Below are 16,272 nucleotides of genomic sequence, written 5' to 3' on the forward strand. Positions count from 1 at the left end.
CCGCTAGAGGGCGGCCAGGACGTCGCGGGCGAAGGCGGCCTCGTCGAACCGCTTGCCGGCGGGATCGAAGCCGCGGCGGACGATCACCACGCCCTTCGAGGGGACGATGAAGACGTACTGCCCGCGGTTGCCGTTCATGGCGTAGGTGTCGGCGGGCAGGCCCTGGGCCTGGCCGTAGAGCCAGAAGAAGGCGCCGTAGCCGGGGCCGGAAGGCGGCTGGGCGGGCGCGGGCGTGGCCACGAACCTCGACCAGCCTTCGGGCAGCAGGCGCTCGCCGTTCCAGACGCCGTCGTTCTGGTAGAGCAGGCCCAAACGGGCGAGGTCGCGGGCCGTGGTCCAGACCTGGCTGGAGAGGATGTAGTTCCCCTGCCAGTCGGTCTCGGGCGTGGTGTGGGTCATGCCGATCTTCCAGAGGAGCTCGGCGAAGGGAAAGTCGAGGGCGGCCTGGCCGTCGCCCAGGGCGGCGCGGACGGCGCGGGCGGCCAGCAGGGTGTCGTTGTTGGCGTAGCGGAAGCGGCTGTCGGGGGCGGCCTCCAGCGGCATGGCGGCCGCCGTCTGGGTGACGAGGGCGCCGCCCAGATAGACCTCGTCGGTGCGGTTGCCGGGGCCGTCGGTCCACAGGCCCGAGCCCATGTGCATGAGCTGGGCGAGCGTGATCCGGCGCCGGGGGTCGCCGGCGGGCCATTCGGGAATGTTGACGGGCTCGTCGACCTTGACGTGGCCGAGCTGGACGGCGCGGCCGACGACGGTGGCGGTCAGGCTCTTGGCGGCCGACCAGGTGCGCTGGGGCGTGAGCGGGGTGAAGTCGGCGCGGTACTGCTCGGCGACGATCTTCCCGTCCTTCACCACGACGACGGCGGTGGTCTTCGTGCCGGCGCCGTAGGCAGCGGAGTCGAAGCTCCTGGCCACGGCGGCCTTCAGCTTCGCCGACGGGCGCGGACGGATGCCGGCCTCGCCGTCGGGCCAGGCGCGGGCGTCGGCCTGCGGCCTGGCCAGCGTCACCTGCGGGAGGCGGGCGGCGAGGTCGGCGGGCGCGCCCACCGGCAGCTGGCTGCAGCCCAGGTTGGGGCGCCAGGCGGCGATGCGGGGCGGCAGGCGCTCGTCGAAGCGGACGCTGACCCGGCGGGCGTCGCGGTCGATCTCGGCGGGCAGGTCGCGGACGAGCTGCTGGTAGTCGGGATAGATGCCCTCGAGGTCGTCCTTCGCCACCTGCTCGGGGCTCATGCCGGCGTTGAACAGGTTGGAGCACAGGAAGGCCGCCTTGTAGCCGGCGGCCAGGGCGCGGACGTGGGCGTCCGGCGGGGCGGGCGCGGTCTGGGCCCGGACGGACGACGGGGCCGCGACGGGGGCCGCGGCGAGGACGGCGGCGATCAGGATGTTGCGCAAGGCGGAGAACTCCCCCGGACTGAGGCGGCACCCATAGCCGCCATCCGGGCCGACGCGAAGGCGACGGAAAAAAGTGAGCGAGGACGAAAGACCCGTGTCGGGCCGGCTTGGCCGCCGCGCGTCCTGAGGGCCGAGCACGAGAAAGGGAGAACTCCGCCATGAAATACATGCTGCTGATCTACGACCCGGCCGAGGCCTATGAGGGCGAGGCGGGGCTGAAGCTGCTGGAGCGGGTGGTGGCCGAGCACATGGCGCTGGCGACGGAGCTGCGGCGGAGCGGCGTGATGAGCGACGGCGCCGGGCTGCAGCCGCCCGAGACGGCGATGACGGTGGTGCGCGGCGGCGACGGCCGGCACGCCGTGCTGGACGGCCCCTACACCGAGACCAAGGAGCACCTGGGCGGCTACTACGTCGTGGAGGCCGCAGACCTGGAGGCGGCCCTGGCGATCGCCCGCAGGATCCCCGGGGCGCCGGGCTCCAAGGTGGAGGTGCGCCCGGTGATGACCGGCGACTGACGCGCCGAAGGGTCGGAGACGGTGGACTTCCCCTGCGTCGAACCTTAACCCAGGGGCATGGACGCCGAGCTCCGCACCGAAACCGCGCCGTTCCGGGACCCTCGCTACGCGCCCCGCCGGCTGGACGTCGAGCAGCGGCCGGGCGGCGAATACGTCCTGACCAACCCGACGCCCTATTCCACCCGTCACCAGACGATGACCTCGGCCCTGGACCTCTGGGCCGCCGAGGCGCCCGACCGGGTGTGGCTGGCCGAGCGCAGCGGGGACGGATGGCGGACGGTGACGTTCGCCGAGGCGAGGCAGCGGATCGCGGCGCTGGCCGGCGGCCTGCGCGACCTGGGCGTCACGGGCGAGCGGCCGCTGCTGATCCTGGCGCGGAACGGGATCGACCATGCGCTGATCAAGTATGCGGCCATGAGCCAGGGGATGCCGGCGGCGCCGGTGTCGCCGCAGTATGGCCTGCCGGGAGCGAACCTGACGCGGCTGGCGCACGCCTGCGAGGTGCTGAAGCCGGCGGCCGTCTATACCGAGGATGCGGGCCTGTTCGCCGACGGGCTGTCGTGCGAGGCCCTGGCGGGGCTGCCGGTGATCGCGGGCCTGAACGCCGGCGCGGGCCACACGCCGCTGGAGCGGCTCTACCGGGAACAGGCGGCGGACTTCACCTGCCGGCCGGAGCAGCACGCCAAGTATCTGCTGACGTCGGGGTCGACGGGCCTGCCCAAGGCGGTGATCTGCGCGCACCGCGAGATCAGTCTGAACTCGGCCCAGATCGCGGCCTGTTTCGACGACCCCGACCCGCCGGTGCTGCTGCACTCGGCGCCCTGGAGCCACAGCCTGGGGGCCAACGCCATCCTGCACATGTGCCTGCACCGCGGCGGGACGCTGTACATCGACGCGGGCCAGCCGACGGCGGCGAAGTTCGCCGAGACGGTGCGCAACCTGCGCGAGGTGCAGCCGACCTACATGAACATGGTGCCCGCCGGCTGGATGCTGCTGGTGGACGCGCTGGAGCAGGACGAGGCGCTGGCGCGCAACTTCTTCTCGAAGCTCAGGCTGATGCAGTACGGCGGCGCGGCGCTGGGCCAGCAGACGGCGGACCGGATCCAGGCGGTGGCGGTGCGCACCGTGGGCGAGCGGATCAGCTTCTCCAGCGGCTATGGCGCCACCGAGACCGGACCGACGGCCTGCAACGTCCACTGGACCAACGGCCGGATGGGGATGATCGGGGCGCCGCTGCCGGGCACCTCGGTGCGGCTGGTCCCGGAGGCGGGCAAGCTGGACTTCCGGGTGAAGGGGCCGCAGGTGACGCAGGGCTACCTCGGCCGGCCCGAGCTCTCGGCGGCAGCCTTCGACGAGGAGGGCTTCTACCGCCTGGGCGACGCCGCGCGGTTCGTGGACCCGGCCGACCCGAAGGCCGGGCTGATCTTCGACGGCCGCCTCTCCGAGAACTTCAAGCTGGCGAGCGGGACCTTCGTCACGGTGGGCGACCTGCGCATCAAGGCGGTGGGCGCGATCGGCGGGGCCGTGACCGACGCCGTCGTCTGCGGCGAGGGCGAGGAGGCCGTGGGCCTGCTGCTCTACCCGAACCCCACGATGGCGCGGGCCGAGGTCGAGGCGGCGGTGCGGGCCGGCCTCGCCCGCTACAACGCGACGGCCGCGGGCGGCGCGAAGGTGGCGCGCGCCCTGGTGCTCCCCGGTCCGCCCGACCCCAACGCCGGCGAGATCACCGACAAGGGCTACATCGCCCAGAGCCTGGCCCGGGCCAAGCACGCCCAGGCCGCCCAGCGGCTGTACGCCGATCCTGTTCCTCCTGACGTGATGAGCTTCTGAATGAACGGCGCCGACGCCCTGATCTCCACCCTGGCGGCCAACGAGGTCACCGCCTGTTTCGCCAACCCCGGCACCAGCGAAATGCAGTTCGTGGCCGCGCTGGACGGCGTGCCGCAGATGCGGGCGGTGCTGTGCCTGTTCGAGGGCGTGGCGACGGGGGCGGCGGACGGCTACGGCCGCATCGCCGACAAGCCGGCCTGCACCCTGCTGCACCTGGGCCCCGGCTACGGCAACGGCGTGGCCAACCTGCACAACGCGCGCCGGGCCTTCACGCCGATCGTCAACGTGGTGGGCGACCACGCGACCTATCACCGGCAGTACGACGCGCCGCTGAACTCGGACATCGCCACCCTGGTGAAGCCGAACTCGATCTGGGTGAAGTCGGCGGACAGCGCGGCCGAGGTCTCGGCGCTGACGGCCGAGGCGGTGGCGGCGAGCTATGGCCCGCCCGGCGGGCCGGTGACCCTGATCCTGCCGGCCGACAGCGCGTGGCTGGAAACCAGCGGCGAGCCAGCGATCGCCCAGAAGGTCACGCGGCCGGCGCCGTCCGGCGCGGCGGTGGACGCGGCGGCCCGCGCCATCAAGGCGGCGAAGAAGCCGATCGTCCTGCTGGGCGGCCAGGCCTGCCGCGAGGAGGCGCTGAAGGAAGCCGCCCGGCTCGAGGCGGCGGGCGTGACGGTCTATTCCGACACCTTCGTGCCGCGGCAGCGGCGGGGCGCCGGCGTCTTCCTGCCGAAGAAGATGCAGTACTTTGGCGAGATGGCGCTGCAGGAGCTGGAGGGCGTCGACCTGATGGTCTTCGTCGGCACGACGACGCCGGTGGCGTTCTTCGCCTATCCCGACCGTCCCAGCGTGCTGGTCCCCGAGGGCTGCGAGACGATGACGCTCGCCGAGCGCGGCGAGGATGCGGTCGCGGGCCTGGGCGCCCTGGCCGATGCGCTGGGCGCGCCGAAGGACGGGCCGGTCCAGCCGCTGAAGATCCCCGAGGCGGCCCCGAGCGGGGGCCTGAACGCCTACTACGCCGGCGCCTCCATCGCCCGGCACCTGCCGGAGGATGCGGTGCTGTGCGACGACGCGGTGACCTCGGGCACGGGCGTCGCCATCGGGACCGCGACCGCGCGAGCCCATGACGTGCTGGCGCTGACCGGCGGGGCCATCGGCATCGGCCTGCCGATCGCCATCGGCGCCGCGGTGGCCGCGCCCGAGCGCAAGGTCGTGTCGCTGAACGGCGACGGGGCGGCGATGTACACGGTGCAGGCGCTGTGGACGATGGCGCGCGAGAAGCTGGACATCGCTGTCGTGGTCTTCGCCAACCACACCTACCGGATCCTGAACGTCGAGATGACGCGGACCGGCGCCGGCGACGCCGGCCCGAAGGCCTCGCAGCTGCTGGACCTGAGCGACCCGAAGATCGACTGGGTTTCGGTCGCCAAGGGCCTGGGCGTGCCGGCCGTGCGGTGCGAGACGGCCGAGGACTTCGACCGGGCGTTCGCAGACGCGATGGCCAACAAGGGCCCGCGGTTCATCGAGGCGGTGATCTAGGAGAGAAGCGCTCCTCCCCCGTTGCAAGGGGGGAGGTGTCGGCGACGCTGACGGAGGGGGCGTCCCGGCGCCGAGCGCGCCCCCTCCACCACTTCGTGGTCCCCCTCCCCCGTTGCACGGGGGAGGAGCGGAAAGAAAAAGGCCCCGGATCGCTCCGGGGCCTTTCCTGTTTCAGCCTGGCCGAGGGCTCAGGTGTTGCCCTTCAGCTTGCAGTTCCCGGCGAAGGCGCAGCCCAGGGCGTTGACCGCCTGGACCTTCGGGGTCGACTGGTACTCGATCATGTAGCCCTTGAGGCCGTCGGCGCAGGCGACTTCCACGTAGGTGGTGCCCTTCTCCGACTTGCCGACCACCCGCGATTCCGAGACGTCGCAGGAGTTGAAGTTGAACTTCTTGAGGTCGGCGGTGAGGTTGGCGTAGCCCGCGTCCTTGCTCAGGCTGCACTTGTAGCCGGCCACCGGGGCGCGGCCGCAGTCCAGGACCTGGCTGCCGCCGCCGGCCGCCTTGAACAGGCCGATGGCGCCCTTGCCGTCCTTGCAGACCATCTCGACCACTTCCTCGCCGGGACGCGGCGGGAACAGGGCGTACTTGTCGACGTCGCAGTTCGAACCGGCGGCCTTGGCCAGCCGGGTGTAGAGCGCCGCCTGTTCGGTCGCGGCCTGGCGAGCATCGGTCAGGGTGCAGCCGCCCAGCAGGTGGCTGGCCTTGGCGCACTCGTAGGTCTCGGCGACCTTCCCGCCCGTCACCTTGTAGATGTAGCCCTTGCCGTCCTGGCACGAAGCTTCGAAGTACTGCGCGTTGTCCTTGGCGGCGCCGAGGAAGCGGCGGTCCTTCACCGCGCAGCCGTTGTTCGCGGCCTGGGCGTAGGTGTCGACGACCGCGAGGCGCTTGGCCTTGTCGGTCAGCGTGCACTTAATGTTGGTCTCGGCGTCGTCGTAGACCAGGCAGTTCTGGGCCTGAACCGGCTTGGCCGCGTCGAACGGCGCGCTGGCCGAGACGATGTAGCCTTCGCCGCCCTGACAGGCGACTTCGATGTAGGTGTTGGTCTTGGTCTGGCCGATGCCGCGGGCCTGTTCCGGCAGGCACTGGACGCCGCTCTTCTGGATCAGCGGGGCCAGCGAAGCCTTCGGGTCGGCGTTTTCCGGCAGCAGGCAGGGCGCCGACGGCTTCTGGTCCGGACCCGGCGGGGTGTTGGCCTCGATGCAGGTGAAGACGGTCGGCGCGGCGCCGGCGGGAGCCTGGAGCACGAAGCCCATGTTCCCGGCGCCGCAGGCCACTTCGTAGTAGCCGGTCTTGGTCTTCTTATCTTCGCCGATCTTGCGGGCGTCGGAGACATTGCAGCCCAGACCAGCGGCCTGGACGATGGCCGGAGCCTCGGCCATCCCGCTCTTGCGGGCGGCGGCCGGGATCTCGGCGTCCTTCTTGCCTTGCGACACGGCCGCGGCGGGCACGAGGACGAGCGCCGCCAGCGCCGCCACGAGCCCGATAGCCTTGGGCGTCTTCACCTTCGCTTCTCCTGGAGTTTCTTCAGTGTTCTTTGGGGGGGTGTTTCGTTCGCCGCGCACATAAGCGCGGCATGATCCCCGGGGTCAAGCTGCCGCCAGAGCACGGCGCAAGTGTGACGGTTTGCAAGCGCCACGGGGGCGCAGCTTGGCCGTTCCGAGGGCCGCCAGAGCGACCGGCGTTCGCCGGTCAGGCCCTGCGGACGGTGAGGCGAACGCCGGAGATTCCGGTGACCTCGACGCGCGATCCGGCGTCCACAGCGCCACCATCCTCGAGCTCGGCCGGCCATTCCTTGCCGTCGATGAGCACGCGGCCCGCGCCGCCGCTGAAGGGCTGGACCGCGGCGCCCGAGCGGCCGACCAGCCGCTCGATGTTGTCGTTGATGTCCCCCGCGCCGGCCGCGACGGAACGCGGCAGATAGCGACGCGCGAGCAGGGTCGAGACGATCGTCAGCAGCGCGAAGACCAGCACCGCCATGGCCAGGGACAGGTCGCCCAGCGCCGTGGCCAGCGCGACCGCCGCCGCCGAGGCCGAGGCCCACAACAGCCAGCCGGAGCCGCTCATGATCTCTATGGCGAGCAGCCCCGCGGCGAGCGCCACCCAGATCCAGAACGGCTGGGCGGCGTAGAGATCGGCGAGCGTCTGCATGACGTCAGGCCCCCGTCGGCGGCACGGCCGCGCCGCGCGCGCGGGCAGGCGCCGGCCGGGCCGGCGGATCGGCCTGGATCGCCTTCACCAGCTCGCCGATGCCGCCGACCGACCCGACCAGGGCGCTCATCTCGGCCGGGACGATCACCGTCTTCTGCTGCGGGCTGTTGGCGAGCTGGGCGAAGGCTTCCACATACTTCTGGGCGACGAAGTAGTTGATGGCGTTCACGTCGCCGCGGGCGATGGCGTTGGAGACCATCTCGGTGGCCTTCGCCTCGGCTTCGGCTTCGCGCTCGCGGGCCTCGGCGTCGCGGTAGGCGGCTTCGCGGCGGCCTTCGGCCTCCAGGATGGCCGACTGCTTGGCGCCCTCGGCGCGGGCGATGGCCGCGGACTTCTCGCCGTCGGCCTCGGTGATCACCGCGCGGCGCTCGCGCTCGGCCTTCATCTGGCGCGCCATGGCGGCGGTGATGTCGGGCGGCGGCTGGAGGTCCTTGATCTCGATCCGCGCGGCCTTGACGCCCCAGGGACCGGTCGCCTCGTCGATCACGTTCAGCAGGCGCGTGTTGATGGCGTCGCGCTGGCTGAGCACCTCGTCCAGCTCCATCGAGCCCACCACCGTCCGCAGGTTGGTCATGGCGAGCTGCTGAATGGCGTAGTTGAGGTTGTCGACCCGGTAGGCTGCGGCGGCGGCGTCCATCACCTGGATGAAGACGATGCCGTCGACCTGGACGGCGGCGTTGTCCTTGGTGATGACCTCCTGGCGCGGCACGTCCAGCACCTGCTCCATCATGTTCACGCGCCGGCCGATCCCCTCGACGAAGGGGGTCAGGAAGCTGATGCCCGGCTTGAGCGTGCGGGTGTAGCGGCCGAACCGCTCGACCGTGTACTCGCGTCCCTGGGGCACGATCTTGATGGCGCTGAACGCCACCACGATCGCCAAGAACAGAAAGACGCCTGCGACTGCGAGCTCCATGGCCCTTCAACCCTCCCGAAACTTCGGGGCGAGCTTAACCAGGGGTGGCGGAGGACGCTACGGAAACCGGACGTGGAGCGTGAGGTCAGGAGCGGCCCTTGCACGCCCGGCCGATCCGGGCGGCGAGTTCGTGGCGCCCGTCGTCGACGGCCTTGGCCCGCGCATTCTCGCAATCGCCGCGGTCGAGCGAGGCCTGGATGCTGGCGTAGAGCGTGTTCCGCTCGCGCCGCCGCTCGAAGGCGTCGAACAGCGCACCAGGGCGCGGACCCATCCGCAACGAGGGGCAGCCGGGGCTGCTCGCCGAAAACGGACAGGGATCGCGGCCGACGGCGTTGGGCGCGCCCGCCTGCCCGTTTGAGACGCCTTGCGCGAACGCCGGCGCGGCTGCGACCAGGGCGAGACAACTGAGACCGACCGCGAACCGCATCCGACCCTCCGTTGAACTAGCTCTTGCAGGAGCGGCGGATCTGCGACACCGCCGCGTGGTAGCCATTGTCCTTGGCGATCTTCACCGCGTCGTCGCAACGGCCGGCCATGATCGCCTCGTTGATCTGGACCTCGACGCTCTGGCGGTTCTGCTTGTCGTCGTCGCGGGCGCTCTTGCGGACATAGCTGGTCATGCCGTCGCGGCTCTGGCCGAACTGCTTGTCGGCCAGGGTCTCGCGCTTGGTGGCGTCGCACAGGGCCGGATTGGGGTTCGTGCAGCCCTGGGTCTGGGCCGACGCCAGGGTCGGAGCCAGGCTGGACGCCATCAGGGCGGCCGCGGCGAAGACGATGGTACCGCGCATCTCAACTCTCCTCGGATAACAGGTTATCTCAAAGCGGACGTCGTGACGACAGCTTGACCACATCGGGCCGTCCGACGCCATGCTCGCGCCCAGATCGCACGTCTGTTAGCGCTTTCCCATGACACGTTTCGCCACGACCCTGATCGCGCTTTGCCTGGCGGCGTCCCCGGCGCTCGCGCAGACCGCGAAGCCCGCTCCCAAGGCCGCCGCGGCCAAGGCGGCGCCGGCCAAGACCGCGCCCGCCAGGTCCACCCCGAAAGCCGCCCCCGCCGGCGCCTATGACGCCACCAATCCGCAGACCCTGAGCGACCTCCTGACCGGGGCGGGCGCCAAGGTGGCGGCCCCCCGGCGCGAGGGCGACAGCGTGTTCGTGGGCGTGACCTCGACGGCGGCCAACTTCTCGGTCCAGTTCGCCGGCTGCAACGCCAACGGCCGGGCCTGCCAGGCGGTGCTGTTCGACGCCCTGGCCGACGTGGGCGCGCCGACGCTTACGCAGATCAACGGCTTCAACCAGAGCTCGGTCGTCTGCCGCATCTACCAGGACAAGCAGGCGAAGCCGCACGCCACCTACGCCGCCCTGCTGCTGAAGTCCGACACCCCCGAGAGCGGCCGCACGCACCTGGCCGCCTGGCAGGGCTGCCTCGCCGAGGCCGCGGCTTTTGTCCGCGACCCCAACGCCTATCTAGCTACCGCCCCCTAACCGAAGAGCCCGACCGTGCCGCGCAAGATCCTGCTGCAGACCACCATCCCGACCGTCGAGGACGACTGGTCGATCGTCCGGTTCGCCATGCTGCGCGACCACCTCGCCGGCCTGACCGGGCCGGGCGGCGAGACGCTGTTCGAGGTCACGGCCCGCGACCGCGATCCGCCGGGGGCGCCCGACAGCGTGATCTCCGCACTGAGCCACTCGGATTTCGACGCGGTATGGCTGTTCGCCGTCGACGAAGGCGACGGCCTGATGTCGGAGGACTGCGCCGGCCTGAGCGGCTTCCGCAAACGTGGCGGCGGACTGATGGTGACGCGCGACCACATGGACCTGGGCGCCTCGGTCTGCACGATCGGCGGCGTGGGCAAGGCCCACTACTTCCACTCCAAGCAGCCGGATCCGGACGAAGACCGGCGGCGGATCGACGACGTCGAGACCTCGCACATCCTGTGGCCCAACTACCATTCGGGGCCCAACGGCGACTTCCAGGAGGTGACGGTCGTGGGGCCGCTGCACCCGGTGCTGGCCGATCCCGCGCAGCCGGACGGGCGGTTGCGGTTCCTGCCCGCCCACCCGCACGAGGGCGGCGTCGGCGCGCCGCCGGATGACCCCAGCGCCCGGGTGATCGCCACGGGCGTCAGCCGCGTGACCAACCGGCCCTTTAATCTGGCGGTGGCGTTCGAGGCGTCGGAGGCGGGCGGCCGAGCGGTCGCCCAGTCCACCTTCCACCACTTCTGCGACTACAACTGGGACCCGGCGGCGGGCTGCCCGAGCTTCGTCGACGAGCCGCCGGGCGACGGGCTGGCGCGCAGCCCCGAGGCTCAGGCCTCGGTGCGCCGCTATGCCGAGAACCTGGCCCGCTGGCTGACGGGCCTGCCCACCGCCTAGGCTCCCGCCATCGCCCGGCCGCGCAGGGCGGCCATGCGGTCGAGGGCGGCCTCGGCCTCGGCGACGATCCCGGCCACGATCTCGCCGGCGGGACGCACGTCGTGCACGCCGCCGGCCGACTGGCCCATGGCGAAGCAGGAGCGATCGGCATCGAGGCCCTCGGTCTGCCCGCCGATGCCGCCCATGACGCCGGTCTGGTGCGAGTGGATCGCCTGCATCGGGAAGGGCTGGATGTCGGCCGGGCGGCTCTCCCAGTCTTCGACATAGGGGTTCTTCTTCACCCGCATCGGCTTGCCCGAGTAGCAGCGGGTGCGGACGGTGTCCTCGTCGGTCGCGGCCAGGATGGTGTCGCGGTACATCTGGCCGGCGTGGGCCTCGGCGGAGGCGATGAAGCGGGTGCCCATCCAGACGCCGACGGCGCCCAGGGCGAGCGCCGCGGCGAGACCGCGGCCGTCATAGAGGCCGCCCGCGGCGACCACCGGGATCTTCACGGCTTCGACCGCCTGGGCCACCAGCGGCATGGTGCCGACGAGGCCGGTGTGGCCGCCGCCCTCCCCGCCCTGGCAGATCACCGCGTCGCAGCCGGCCTGCTCGGCCTTCACCGCGTGCTTCACGGCCCCGCAGACGACCATGACCTTGAGGCCCGCCTTCTGCAGCTTCTCCAGGATCGGCATGGGCACGCCCAGTCCGGCGATGAAGGCCGAGGCGCCCTCCTCGATGATCACGTCGACCGAGGCGGTGAGGCTCTCGGGCGAGGCGGCCAGCAGGTCGACGCCGAACGGCCGGTCGGTGCGGCGGCGGACCTCGCGCATCTGCTCGCGGATGAACTGCGGGTCCTTGCCGGCCATGCCGAGGACGCCGTAGCCGCCGGCCTGGGACACGGCCGCGGCGAGTTCGGCGTAGGAGACCCCGCCCATGCCGGCCAGCATCACCGGATGGCGGACGCCCAGCAGATCGCAGAGCTTGGTGTGCAGGGTCATGGCCGTCCTCCCGTCGTCTTTTCCCGACAGGATGACCCTTCAGGTTATCGTTGGAAACCGTGACGCGGGGTCAAGCGGCGGTCCAGCCGCCGTCGGCGGTGAGCGCCGCGCCGGTGGTCGAGGCTCCGAGGTCCGAGACGAGGTAGAGCAGCATGCCGGCCAGGTGGTCGTAGGCCACGAACGTCTTGTTCGGCTGGGCGGCCAGGATGACGTCCTCGACCACCCGCTCGGGCGCGATGCCGCGGGCCTTGGCCTGGTCGGCGATCTGGGCGTCGACCAGCGGGGTCTTCACATAGCCCGGGCAGATGGCGTTGACGGTGACCCCGCTGCGGGCGAGCTCCAGCGCGCAGGACTTGGTGAAGCCGACGATGCCGTGCTTGGCCGCGACATAGGCCGACTTGAACGGCGAGGCCACGAGGCCGTGAGCCGAGGCGATGTTGACGATGCGGCCGCGGCCGGCCGCCTTCATCAGCGGGATCGCCGCCTTCGTCGCATGGAAGGCCGAGGTCAGGTTGATGGCGATGATCTGGTCCCAGCGATCCTCGGGAAACTCCTCCACCGGGGCGACGTGCTGGACGCCGGCGTTGTTCACCAGGATGTCGAGGCGGCCGAACTCGGACCGGGCGAAGGCGATCAGATCGCGGATCTGCTCGGGCTTGGTCATGTCGGCGCCGTGGTAGCGGACCTTCACGCCGGTCTCGGCCTCGATGCGGGCGCGCTCGGCCTCGATCTGGGCCGGGTCGCCGAAGCCGTTGAGGACGACGTTGACGCCCTGGCCGGCGAGGGCCTCGGCCAGCGCCTGGCCGATGCCGCTGGACGAGCCGGTGACGACGGCGACCTGGCCTTCCAGATGATAGTCGACGGCCATGGTCAGGCTTCCTTGCTCTGTGAGGGCGGCGGCGGCTGGGGCCGCGCGAAGGTGAATTCCTCGTCCGTCGAAAGCTCGGGGACGAAGCGGTAGCCGGCGACGTCGAAGGCCCTGAGGTCGGCGGCGCGGTCGATGCGGTTGTCGATGGCGTAGCGGGCGATCAGGCCCCGGGCGCGCTTGGCGTAGAACGAGATGATGCGAGCCTCGCCGTCCTTCTCCTCCAGGAAGCGGCAGGAGACCACGGGCAGCTTCAGGGCCGCGCGATCGACGGCGCCGAAGTACTCGCCCGAGGCGCAGTTCACGAGCGTCTTGTCCTTGTGGCCGTGGGCGGCGGCGTTGAGCGCCGTGCTGACCCGGTCGCCCCAGAAGTCATAGAGGCTCTGGCCGCGCCTGGTCTTCAGCCGGGTTCCCATCTCGAGCCGATACGGCTGGATGGCGTCGAGCGGGCGCAGCAGGCCGTAGAGGCCGGAGAGGATGCGGACGTGGTCCTGCGCCCAGGCGAGCGCCTTCCGATCGAGCTCGCGGGCCCTGAGGCCGGAATAGACGTCGCCGTTGAAGGCGAAGGCGGCCTGGAGGCCGTCCTCGGAGGCGGGGTCGAAAGCCTGGAAGCGCTCGCGGTTCAGCTTGGCCAGGCTTTCGGACAGCGACATCAGCCGCTTGAGGTCGGCTGCGGTGAGCTTCCGCGTGACCTTGGCGAGCTCAGTCGTCTCGGCCGTGAGCTCAGGCGTCGTCAGCGGCGCGGAGACGGGCGGCGCAGTGAAGTCGAGCGCCTTGGCCGGGGAGAGGACGATGAGCATTCCGCGCCCTCTTAAGCGGAGCCGCCGGGACCGCCAAGGGCGTCAGAACAGAACGCGCGGATTCAGGATCCGGTGGGGATCGAGCGCCCGCCGGATGGCCTTCATCGCCTCGATTTCGGTCGTGGACTTGTAGCGGGCGGCTTCCGCCGTCTTCATCGCCCCCAGGCCGTGCTCGGCGCTGATCGAGCCGCCCAGGCGCGCGACGATGTCGTGGACGATCCGCGAGCCCTCGTCGCGGCGGGCGGCATGGGCCTCGTTCGAACCGCCGTCGGGCCGCAGCACGTCGTAATGGATGTTGCCGTCGCCGACGTGGCCGAAGGCGGCGATGCGGCAGCCGGGAGCGAAGGCGCGCATGGCGACGTCGGCCTCGCGCAGGAAGGCCGGCACGGCGCTGACCGGCACGGCGACGTCGTGCTTCCAGGTGGCGCCCTCGGGCTTCTGGGCCGGCGACTGGTTCTCGCGGATGGCCCAGAGCGCCTTGGCCTGGGCCTGCGTCTGGGCGACGACGGCGTCGGCGATCAGGCCGGCCTCAAGGCCGGCTTCGAGGAAGGCCTGCATGGCGCGCTCCGCCGAGCCCGGCTCCGCTGTGGCGAACTCGGCCAGGACGTACCAGGGATGCGGCGCAGCCAGCGGATCGCGCGTGCCGGCGATGTTGCGGATGGTGAACTCGACGCCGAGGCGGCCCATCAGCTCGAAGGCCTCGACGGCGCCGCCGGAGACGTCCTTGGCGCGGGCGAGCAGTTCGATGGCGGCGTCGGGCGACGGGACGCCGAGGAAGGCTATCGCGCGGCTGGCGAGCTCGGGATGGAGCTTCAGACCGGCGGCGGTGACGACGCCCAGGACGCCTTCGGCGCCGATCAGGAGCTGCTTCAGATCGTAGCCGGTGTTGTCCTTGCGCAGGTGCTTGAGGCCGTTCCAGACCTCGCCGTTCGGCAGGACGGCTTCCAGGCCGAGGACCAGGTTTCGGGTCATGCCGTAGCGCAGCACCTGGGTCCCGCCGGCGTTGGTGGAGACGAAGCCGCCGACGGTGGCCGAGCCTTCCGACGCCAGGCCCAGCGGGAAGCGGCGGCGGACCTGCGCGGCCGCGGCGTGGATCTCCGACAGCGTGACGCCGGCCTCGGCGGTGATCACGTCGTCGAGGGGGGAGACCTCGCGGATCGTGCGCAGGCGTTCGGTGGACAGCAGCACCTCGCCCTGGGGGATCTGGCCGCCGACGAGGCCGGTGTTGCCGCCCTGGACGGTGATCGGCTGGCGGGCCTCGGCGCAGACGCCGACGACGGCGGCGACCTCGGCGGTGGACTTCGGAAGCGCCAGGAAGGCGGTCCGGCCCACCCAGCGGTCGCGCCATTCCACGAGCTTCGGCGCGATGCGCTCGGGATCCTCGCTCCAGCCGCCCTCGCCCAGCACGGACTTCAGGCGGGAGATGACGTCAGCAGGAAGGGACGCGGTCATGGGCTGGAGCCTATCACCCGACGAAGCCCGCCGCGCGCTTCAGGCGGTCGTTGATCGCCTCGCCCAGGCCTTCGTGCGGGATGGGGGCCACGGCGATGCCCGTGGCGCCCGAGCGGTCGGCGGCGCGGAGATGGGCGAAAAGATTGGCGGCCGCTTCCGCGAGGTCGCGGGTCTCGCTGAGCTGGAAGAGCCGGTCGTGGCGGGCGGGGCCGAAGGCGAGGAAGGCCTCGCCGGGCCTGGGGATCTCGACGTCCAGGCGGACCGGCAGGTCAGGGGCGTAGTGGCGGGCCAGGCGGCCGGGCGAGCGCTTCGCATCGGCCTCGGCGTCGGCCAGCGGTCCGATCACCGCCTCGATCTCGGCCCGGGTGACGGCGCCCGGCCGCAGCAGGCGCGGGCGGTCCAGCAGCGCGACCACGGTGGACTCCAGGCCGACCTCGCAGGGGCCGCCGTCGAGCCCCGCGGCGGCGCTGTCGCCGGTCTCCTCGACGGCAGCGGCGAAGGTGGTGGGGCTGGGCCGGCCCGAGCGATTGGCCGAGGGCGCGACGACCGGGCCGCCGAAGGCCTGGAGCAGGGCGCGGGCCAGCGGATGCGCGGGCGCCCGGACGGCGACGGTGTCGAGGCCCGCGCGGGCCAGGTCGCAAACGGCGGACGCGTCGGCGACCGGCAGCACTAGCGTCAGCGGTCCCGGCCAGAACGCGGCGGCCAGCGTCTCGGCGCGTGAGTCGAACCGCGCGACCCGCCGGGCCGCGGCGACGTCGGCGACATGGGCGATCAGGGGGTTGAAGCTCGGCCGGCCCTTGGCCGCGTAGACCGCCGCGACCGCCCTGGCGTCGGCCGCGCTCGCCGCGAGCCCATAGACCGTCTCGGTCGGGAGGAGCACGAGCTTCCCCGCCCTCAGGGCTTCGACGGCGCTGGCGAGGTCGGTCTTCACGGCGCCTGTCCCTACAGCCTTCGGCCGGAAACCGGAAACGGCGGCGCTCGTTTGATCCTGGGATGCCCGCAACGAGAGGATGAAGCGTGAAGCCATCTCGCCTCCTGGCGGCAGCCCTGACCCTCGCCGCGATCGGCGGTCAGAGCGCCCAGGCCATGGACGTCCGGTTCACCGGCAAGACCCGCGCCAGCGGCAAGCTGATGGCCGACCTGCTGAGCACGATCACCGGCTACACCAAGCAGCGCTACCAGTGCAGCTTCATCTTCTCGATCGACAGCGCGATGCAGCCGGCGGGTTACGAGCCTCGGAACCCCGCCTATCGGGTCGCCTCGGTCCAGCGCAGCTACGAGCGCTGGGTGGTGAACGCCTGCGGCAAGAAGCGGGCGTTCTTCGTGGCCTTCGGCAACAACCCGCGCGGGGGCGCCGACTACAAGGCCCAGGAAATCCCGAACGGCGTGATGCCGTGAG

At 71.6% G+C, this 16,272-nt stretch carries 17 protein-coding genes; 6 read left to right on the forward strand and 11 right to left on the reverse strand.

Annotated elements, in window-relative coordinates:
* Positions 1-3 precede the first annotated feature (3 nt).
* The gene (locus ACO2Q0_RS19415; RefSeq protein ID WP_423353160.1) at positions 4-1,386 is read right to left on the reverse strand and encodes a serine hydrolase domain-containing protein; all 1,383 of its coding nucleotides are present in this window, start codon (positions 1,384-1,386) and stop codon (positions 4-6) included.
* Positions 1,387-1,544: 158 nt separating this feature from the next.
* Here ACO2Q0_RS19415 and ACO2Q0_RS19420 point away from each other — a divergent pair, with 158 nt between their 5' ends.
* Genes ACO2Q0_RS19420 through ACO2Q0_RS19430 form a run of 3 tightly spaced genes read left to right on the forward strand, consistent with a single transcriptional unit; the run spans position 1,545 to position 5,273 of the window.
* The gene (locus ACO2Q0_RS19420) at positions 1,545-1,901 is read left to right on the forward strand and encodes a YciI family protein (RefSeq protein ID WP_423353161.1); all 357 of its coding nucleotides are present in this window, start codon (positions 1,545-1,547) and stop codon (positions 1,899-1,901) included.
* A 57-nt stretch (positions 1,902-1,958) separates the two neighbouring features.
* Positions 1,959-3,731 carry a feruloyl-CoA synthase gene (locus ACO2Q0_RS19425; protein WP_423353162.1) on the forward strand — a complete coding sequence of 591 codons (1,773 nt, stop codon included), beginning with the start codon at positions 1,959-1,961 and terminating at the stop codon, positions 3,729-3,731.
* Positions 3,732-5,273, forward strand: coding sequence for an acetolactate synthase large subunit (locus ACO2Q0_RS19430; protein WP_423353163.1), 1,542 nt, complete (start codon positions 3,732-3,734; stop codon positions 5,271-5,273).
* Between the two features lie 188 nt (positions 5,274-5,461).
* On the opposite strand, the gene ACO2Q0_RS19435 is transcribed toward ACO2Q0_RS19430, so the two are convergent.
* The 5 genes from ACO2Q0_RS19435 to ACO2Q0_RS19455 all read right to left on the reverse strand — a co-directional run bounded on the left by ACO2Q0_RS19435 (position 5,462) and on the right by ACO2Q0_RS19455 (position 9,182).
* A complete protein-coding gene (locus ACO2Q0_RS19435; protein WP_423353164.1) occupies positions 5,462-6,775 on the reverse strand; it encodes a hypothetical protein in 1,314 nt (437 codons plus the stop codon).
* A 187-nt stretch (positions 6,776-6,962) separates the two neighbouring features.
* Positions 6,963-7,421: an NfeD family protein gene (locus ACO2Q0_RS19440; protein WP_423353165.1), complete on the reverse strand. Its 459-nt coding sequence runs from the start codon at positions 7,419-7,421 to the stop codon at positions 6,963-6,965.
* A 4-nt stretch (positions 7,422-7,425) separates the two neighbouring features.
* Positions 7,426-8,394: an SPFH domain-containing protein gene (locus ACO2Q0_RS19445; RefSeq protein WP_423353166.1), complete on the reverse strand. Its 969-nt coding sequence runs from the start codon at positions 8,392-8,394 to the stop codon at positions 7,426-7,428.
* A gap of 85 nt (positions 8,395-8,479) precedes the next feature.
* Positions 8,480-8,821 carry a hypothetical protein gene (locus ACO2Q0_RS19450; RefSeq protein ID WP_423353167.1) on the reverse strand — a complete coding sequence of 114 codons (342 nt, stop codon included), beginning with the start codon at positions 8,819-8,821 and terminating at the stop codon, positions 8,480-8,482.
* A gap of 16 nt (positions 8,822-8,837) precedes the next feature.
* Positions 8,838-9,182, reverse strand: a complete 345-nt coding sequence (locus ACO2Q0_RS19455; protein WP_423353168.1) for a hypothetical protein — start codon at positions 9,180-9,182, stop codon at positions 8,838-8,840.
* A gap of 118 nt (positions 9,183-9,300) precedes the next feature.
* On the opposite strand from ACO2Q0_RS19455, the gene ACO2Q0_RS19460 reads away from it, so the two are divergent.
* Positions 9,301-9,882, forward strand: a complete 582-nt coding sequence (locus ACO2Q0_RS19460; protein ID WP_423353169.1) for a hypothetical protein — start codon at positions 9,301-9,303, stop codon at positions 9,880-9,882.
* A gap of 15 nt (positions 9,883-9,897) precedes the next feature.
* Complete coding sequence (locus tag ACO2Q0_RS19465) at positions 9,898-10,776, forward strand: hypothetical protein (protein ID WP_423353170.1); 879 nt, start codon at positions 9,898-9,900, stop codon at positions 10,774-10,776.
* Here ACO2Q0_RS19465 and ACO2Q0_RS19470 read toward each other — a convergent pair.
* From ACO2Q0_RS19470 to ACO2Q0_RS19490, 5 genes are all read right to left on the reverse strand, one after another.
* On the reverse strand, positions 10,773-11,756 hold the full coding sequence (locus tag ACO2Q0_RS19470) for an NAD(P)H-dependent flavin oxidoreductase (protein ID WP_423353171.1): 984 nt from the start codon (positions 11,754-11,756) through the stop codon (positions 10,773-10,775). The two genes, ACO2Q0_RS19465 and ACO2Q0_RS19470, sit on opposite strands and share 4 nt — an antisense overlap.
* A 70-nt stretch (positions 11,757-11,826) precedes the next feature.
* Positions 11,827-12,624, reverse strand: a complete 798-nt coding sequence (locus tag ACO2Q0_RS19475) for a 3-hydroxybutyrate dehydrogenase (protein ID WP_423353172.1) — start codon at positions 12,622-12,624, stop codon at positions 11,827-11,829.
* A 2-nt stretch (positions 12,625-12,626) separates the two neighbouring features.
* Entirely contained in the window at positions 12,627-13,421 is a 795-nt protein-coding gene (gene yaaA / locus ACO2Q0_RS19480; RefSeq protein ID WP_423353173.1) for a peroxide stress protein YaaA, read from the reverse strand.
* 42 nt (positions 13,422-13,463) lie between these two features.
* Entirely contained in the window at positions 13,464-14,873 is a 1,410-nt protein-coding gene (locus ACO2Q0_RS19485; RefSeq protein WP_423353174.1) for an FAD-binding oxidoreductase, read from the reverse strand.
* Between the two features lie 13 nt (positions 14,874-14,886).
* The gene (locus ACO2Q0_RS19490; RefSeq protein WP_423353175.1) at positions 14,887-15,804 is read right to left on the reverse strand and encodes an L-threonylcarbamoyladenylate synthase; all 918 of its coding nucleotides are present in this window, start codon (positions 15,802-15,804) and stop codon (positions 14,887-14,889) included.
* Between the two features lie 86 nt (positions 15,805-15,890).
* Between ACO2Q0_RS19490 and ACO2Q0_RS19495 the strand changes: the two genes are divergently transcribed.
* Entirely contained in the window at positions 15,891-16,271 is a 381-nt protein-coding gene (locus ACO2Q0_RS19495) for a hypothetical protein (RefSeq protein ID WP_423353176.1), read from the forward strand.
* Position 16,272 lies beyond the last annotated feature (1 nt).

Origin of the sequence: Phenylobacterium sp. VNQ135, from assembly GCF_049445735.1 — a bacterium.
Classification (GTDB): Bacteria; Pseudomonadota; Alphaproteobacteria; order Caulobacterales; family Caulobacteraceae; genus Phenylobacterium.

Excerpts from the sequence above, each read along its gene's own strand:
- ACO2Q0_RS19420 (WP_423353161.1), top strand. The coding sequence starts at position 1,545 with ATGAAATACATGCTGCTGATCTACGACCCGGCCGAGGCCTATGAGGGC.
- ACO2Q0_RS19425 (WP_423353162.1), top strand. The coding sequence starts at position 1,959 with ATGGACGCCGAGCTCCGCACCGAAACCGCGCCGTTCCGGGACCCTCGC.
- ACO2Q0_RS19430 (WP_423353163.1), top strand. The coding sequence starts at position 3,732 with ATGAACGGCGCCGACGCCCTGATCTCCACCCTGGCGGCCAACGAGGTC.
- ACO2Q0_RS19440 (WP_423353165.1), bottom strand. The coding sequence starts at position 7,421 with ATGCAGACGCTCGCCGATCTCTACGCCGCCCAGCCGTTCTGGATCTGG.
- ACO2Q0_RS19445 (WP_423353166.1), bottom strand. The coding sequence starts at position 8,394 with ATGGAGCTCGCAGTCGCAGGCGTCTTTCTGTTCTTGGCGATCGTGGTG.
- ACO2Q0_RS19450 (WP_423353167.1), bottom strand. The coding sequence starts at position 8,821 with ATGCGGTTCGCGGTCGGTCTCAGTTGTCTCGCCCTGGTCGCAGCCGCG.
- ACO2Q0_RS19455 (WP_423353168.1), bottom strand. The coding sequence starts at position 9,182 with ATGCGCGGTACCATCGTCTTCGCCGCGGCCGCCCTGATGGCGTCCAGC.
- ACO2Q0_RS19460 (WP_423353169.1), top strand. The coding sequence starts at position 9,301 with ATGACACGTTTCGCCACGACCCTGATCGCGCTTTGCCTGGCGGCGTCC.
- ACO2Q0_RS19470 (WP_423353171.1), bottom strand. The coding sequence starts at position 11,756 with ATGACCCTGCACACCAAGCTCTGCGATCTGCTGGGCGTCCGCCATCCG.
- ACO2Q0_RS19475 (WP_423353172.1), bottom strand. The coding sequence starts at position 12,624 with ATGGCCGTCGACTATCATCTGGAAGGCCAGGTCGCCGTCGTCACCGGC.
- yaaA (WP_423353173.1), bottom strand. The coding sequence starts at position 13,421 with ATGCTCATCGTCCTCTCCCCGGCCAAGGCGCTCGACTTCACTGCGCCG.
- ACO2Q0_RS19485 (WP_423353174.1), bottom strand. The coding sequence starts at position 14,873 with ATGACCGCGTCCCTTCCTGCTGACGTCATCTCCCGCCTGAAGTCCGTG.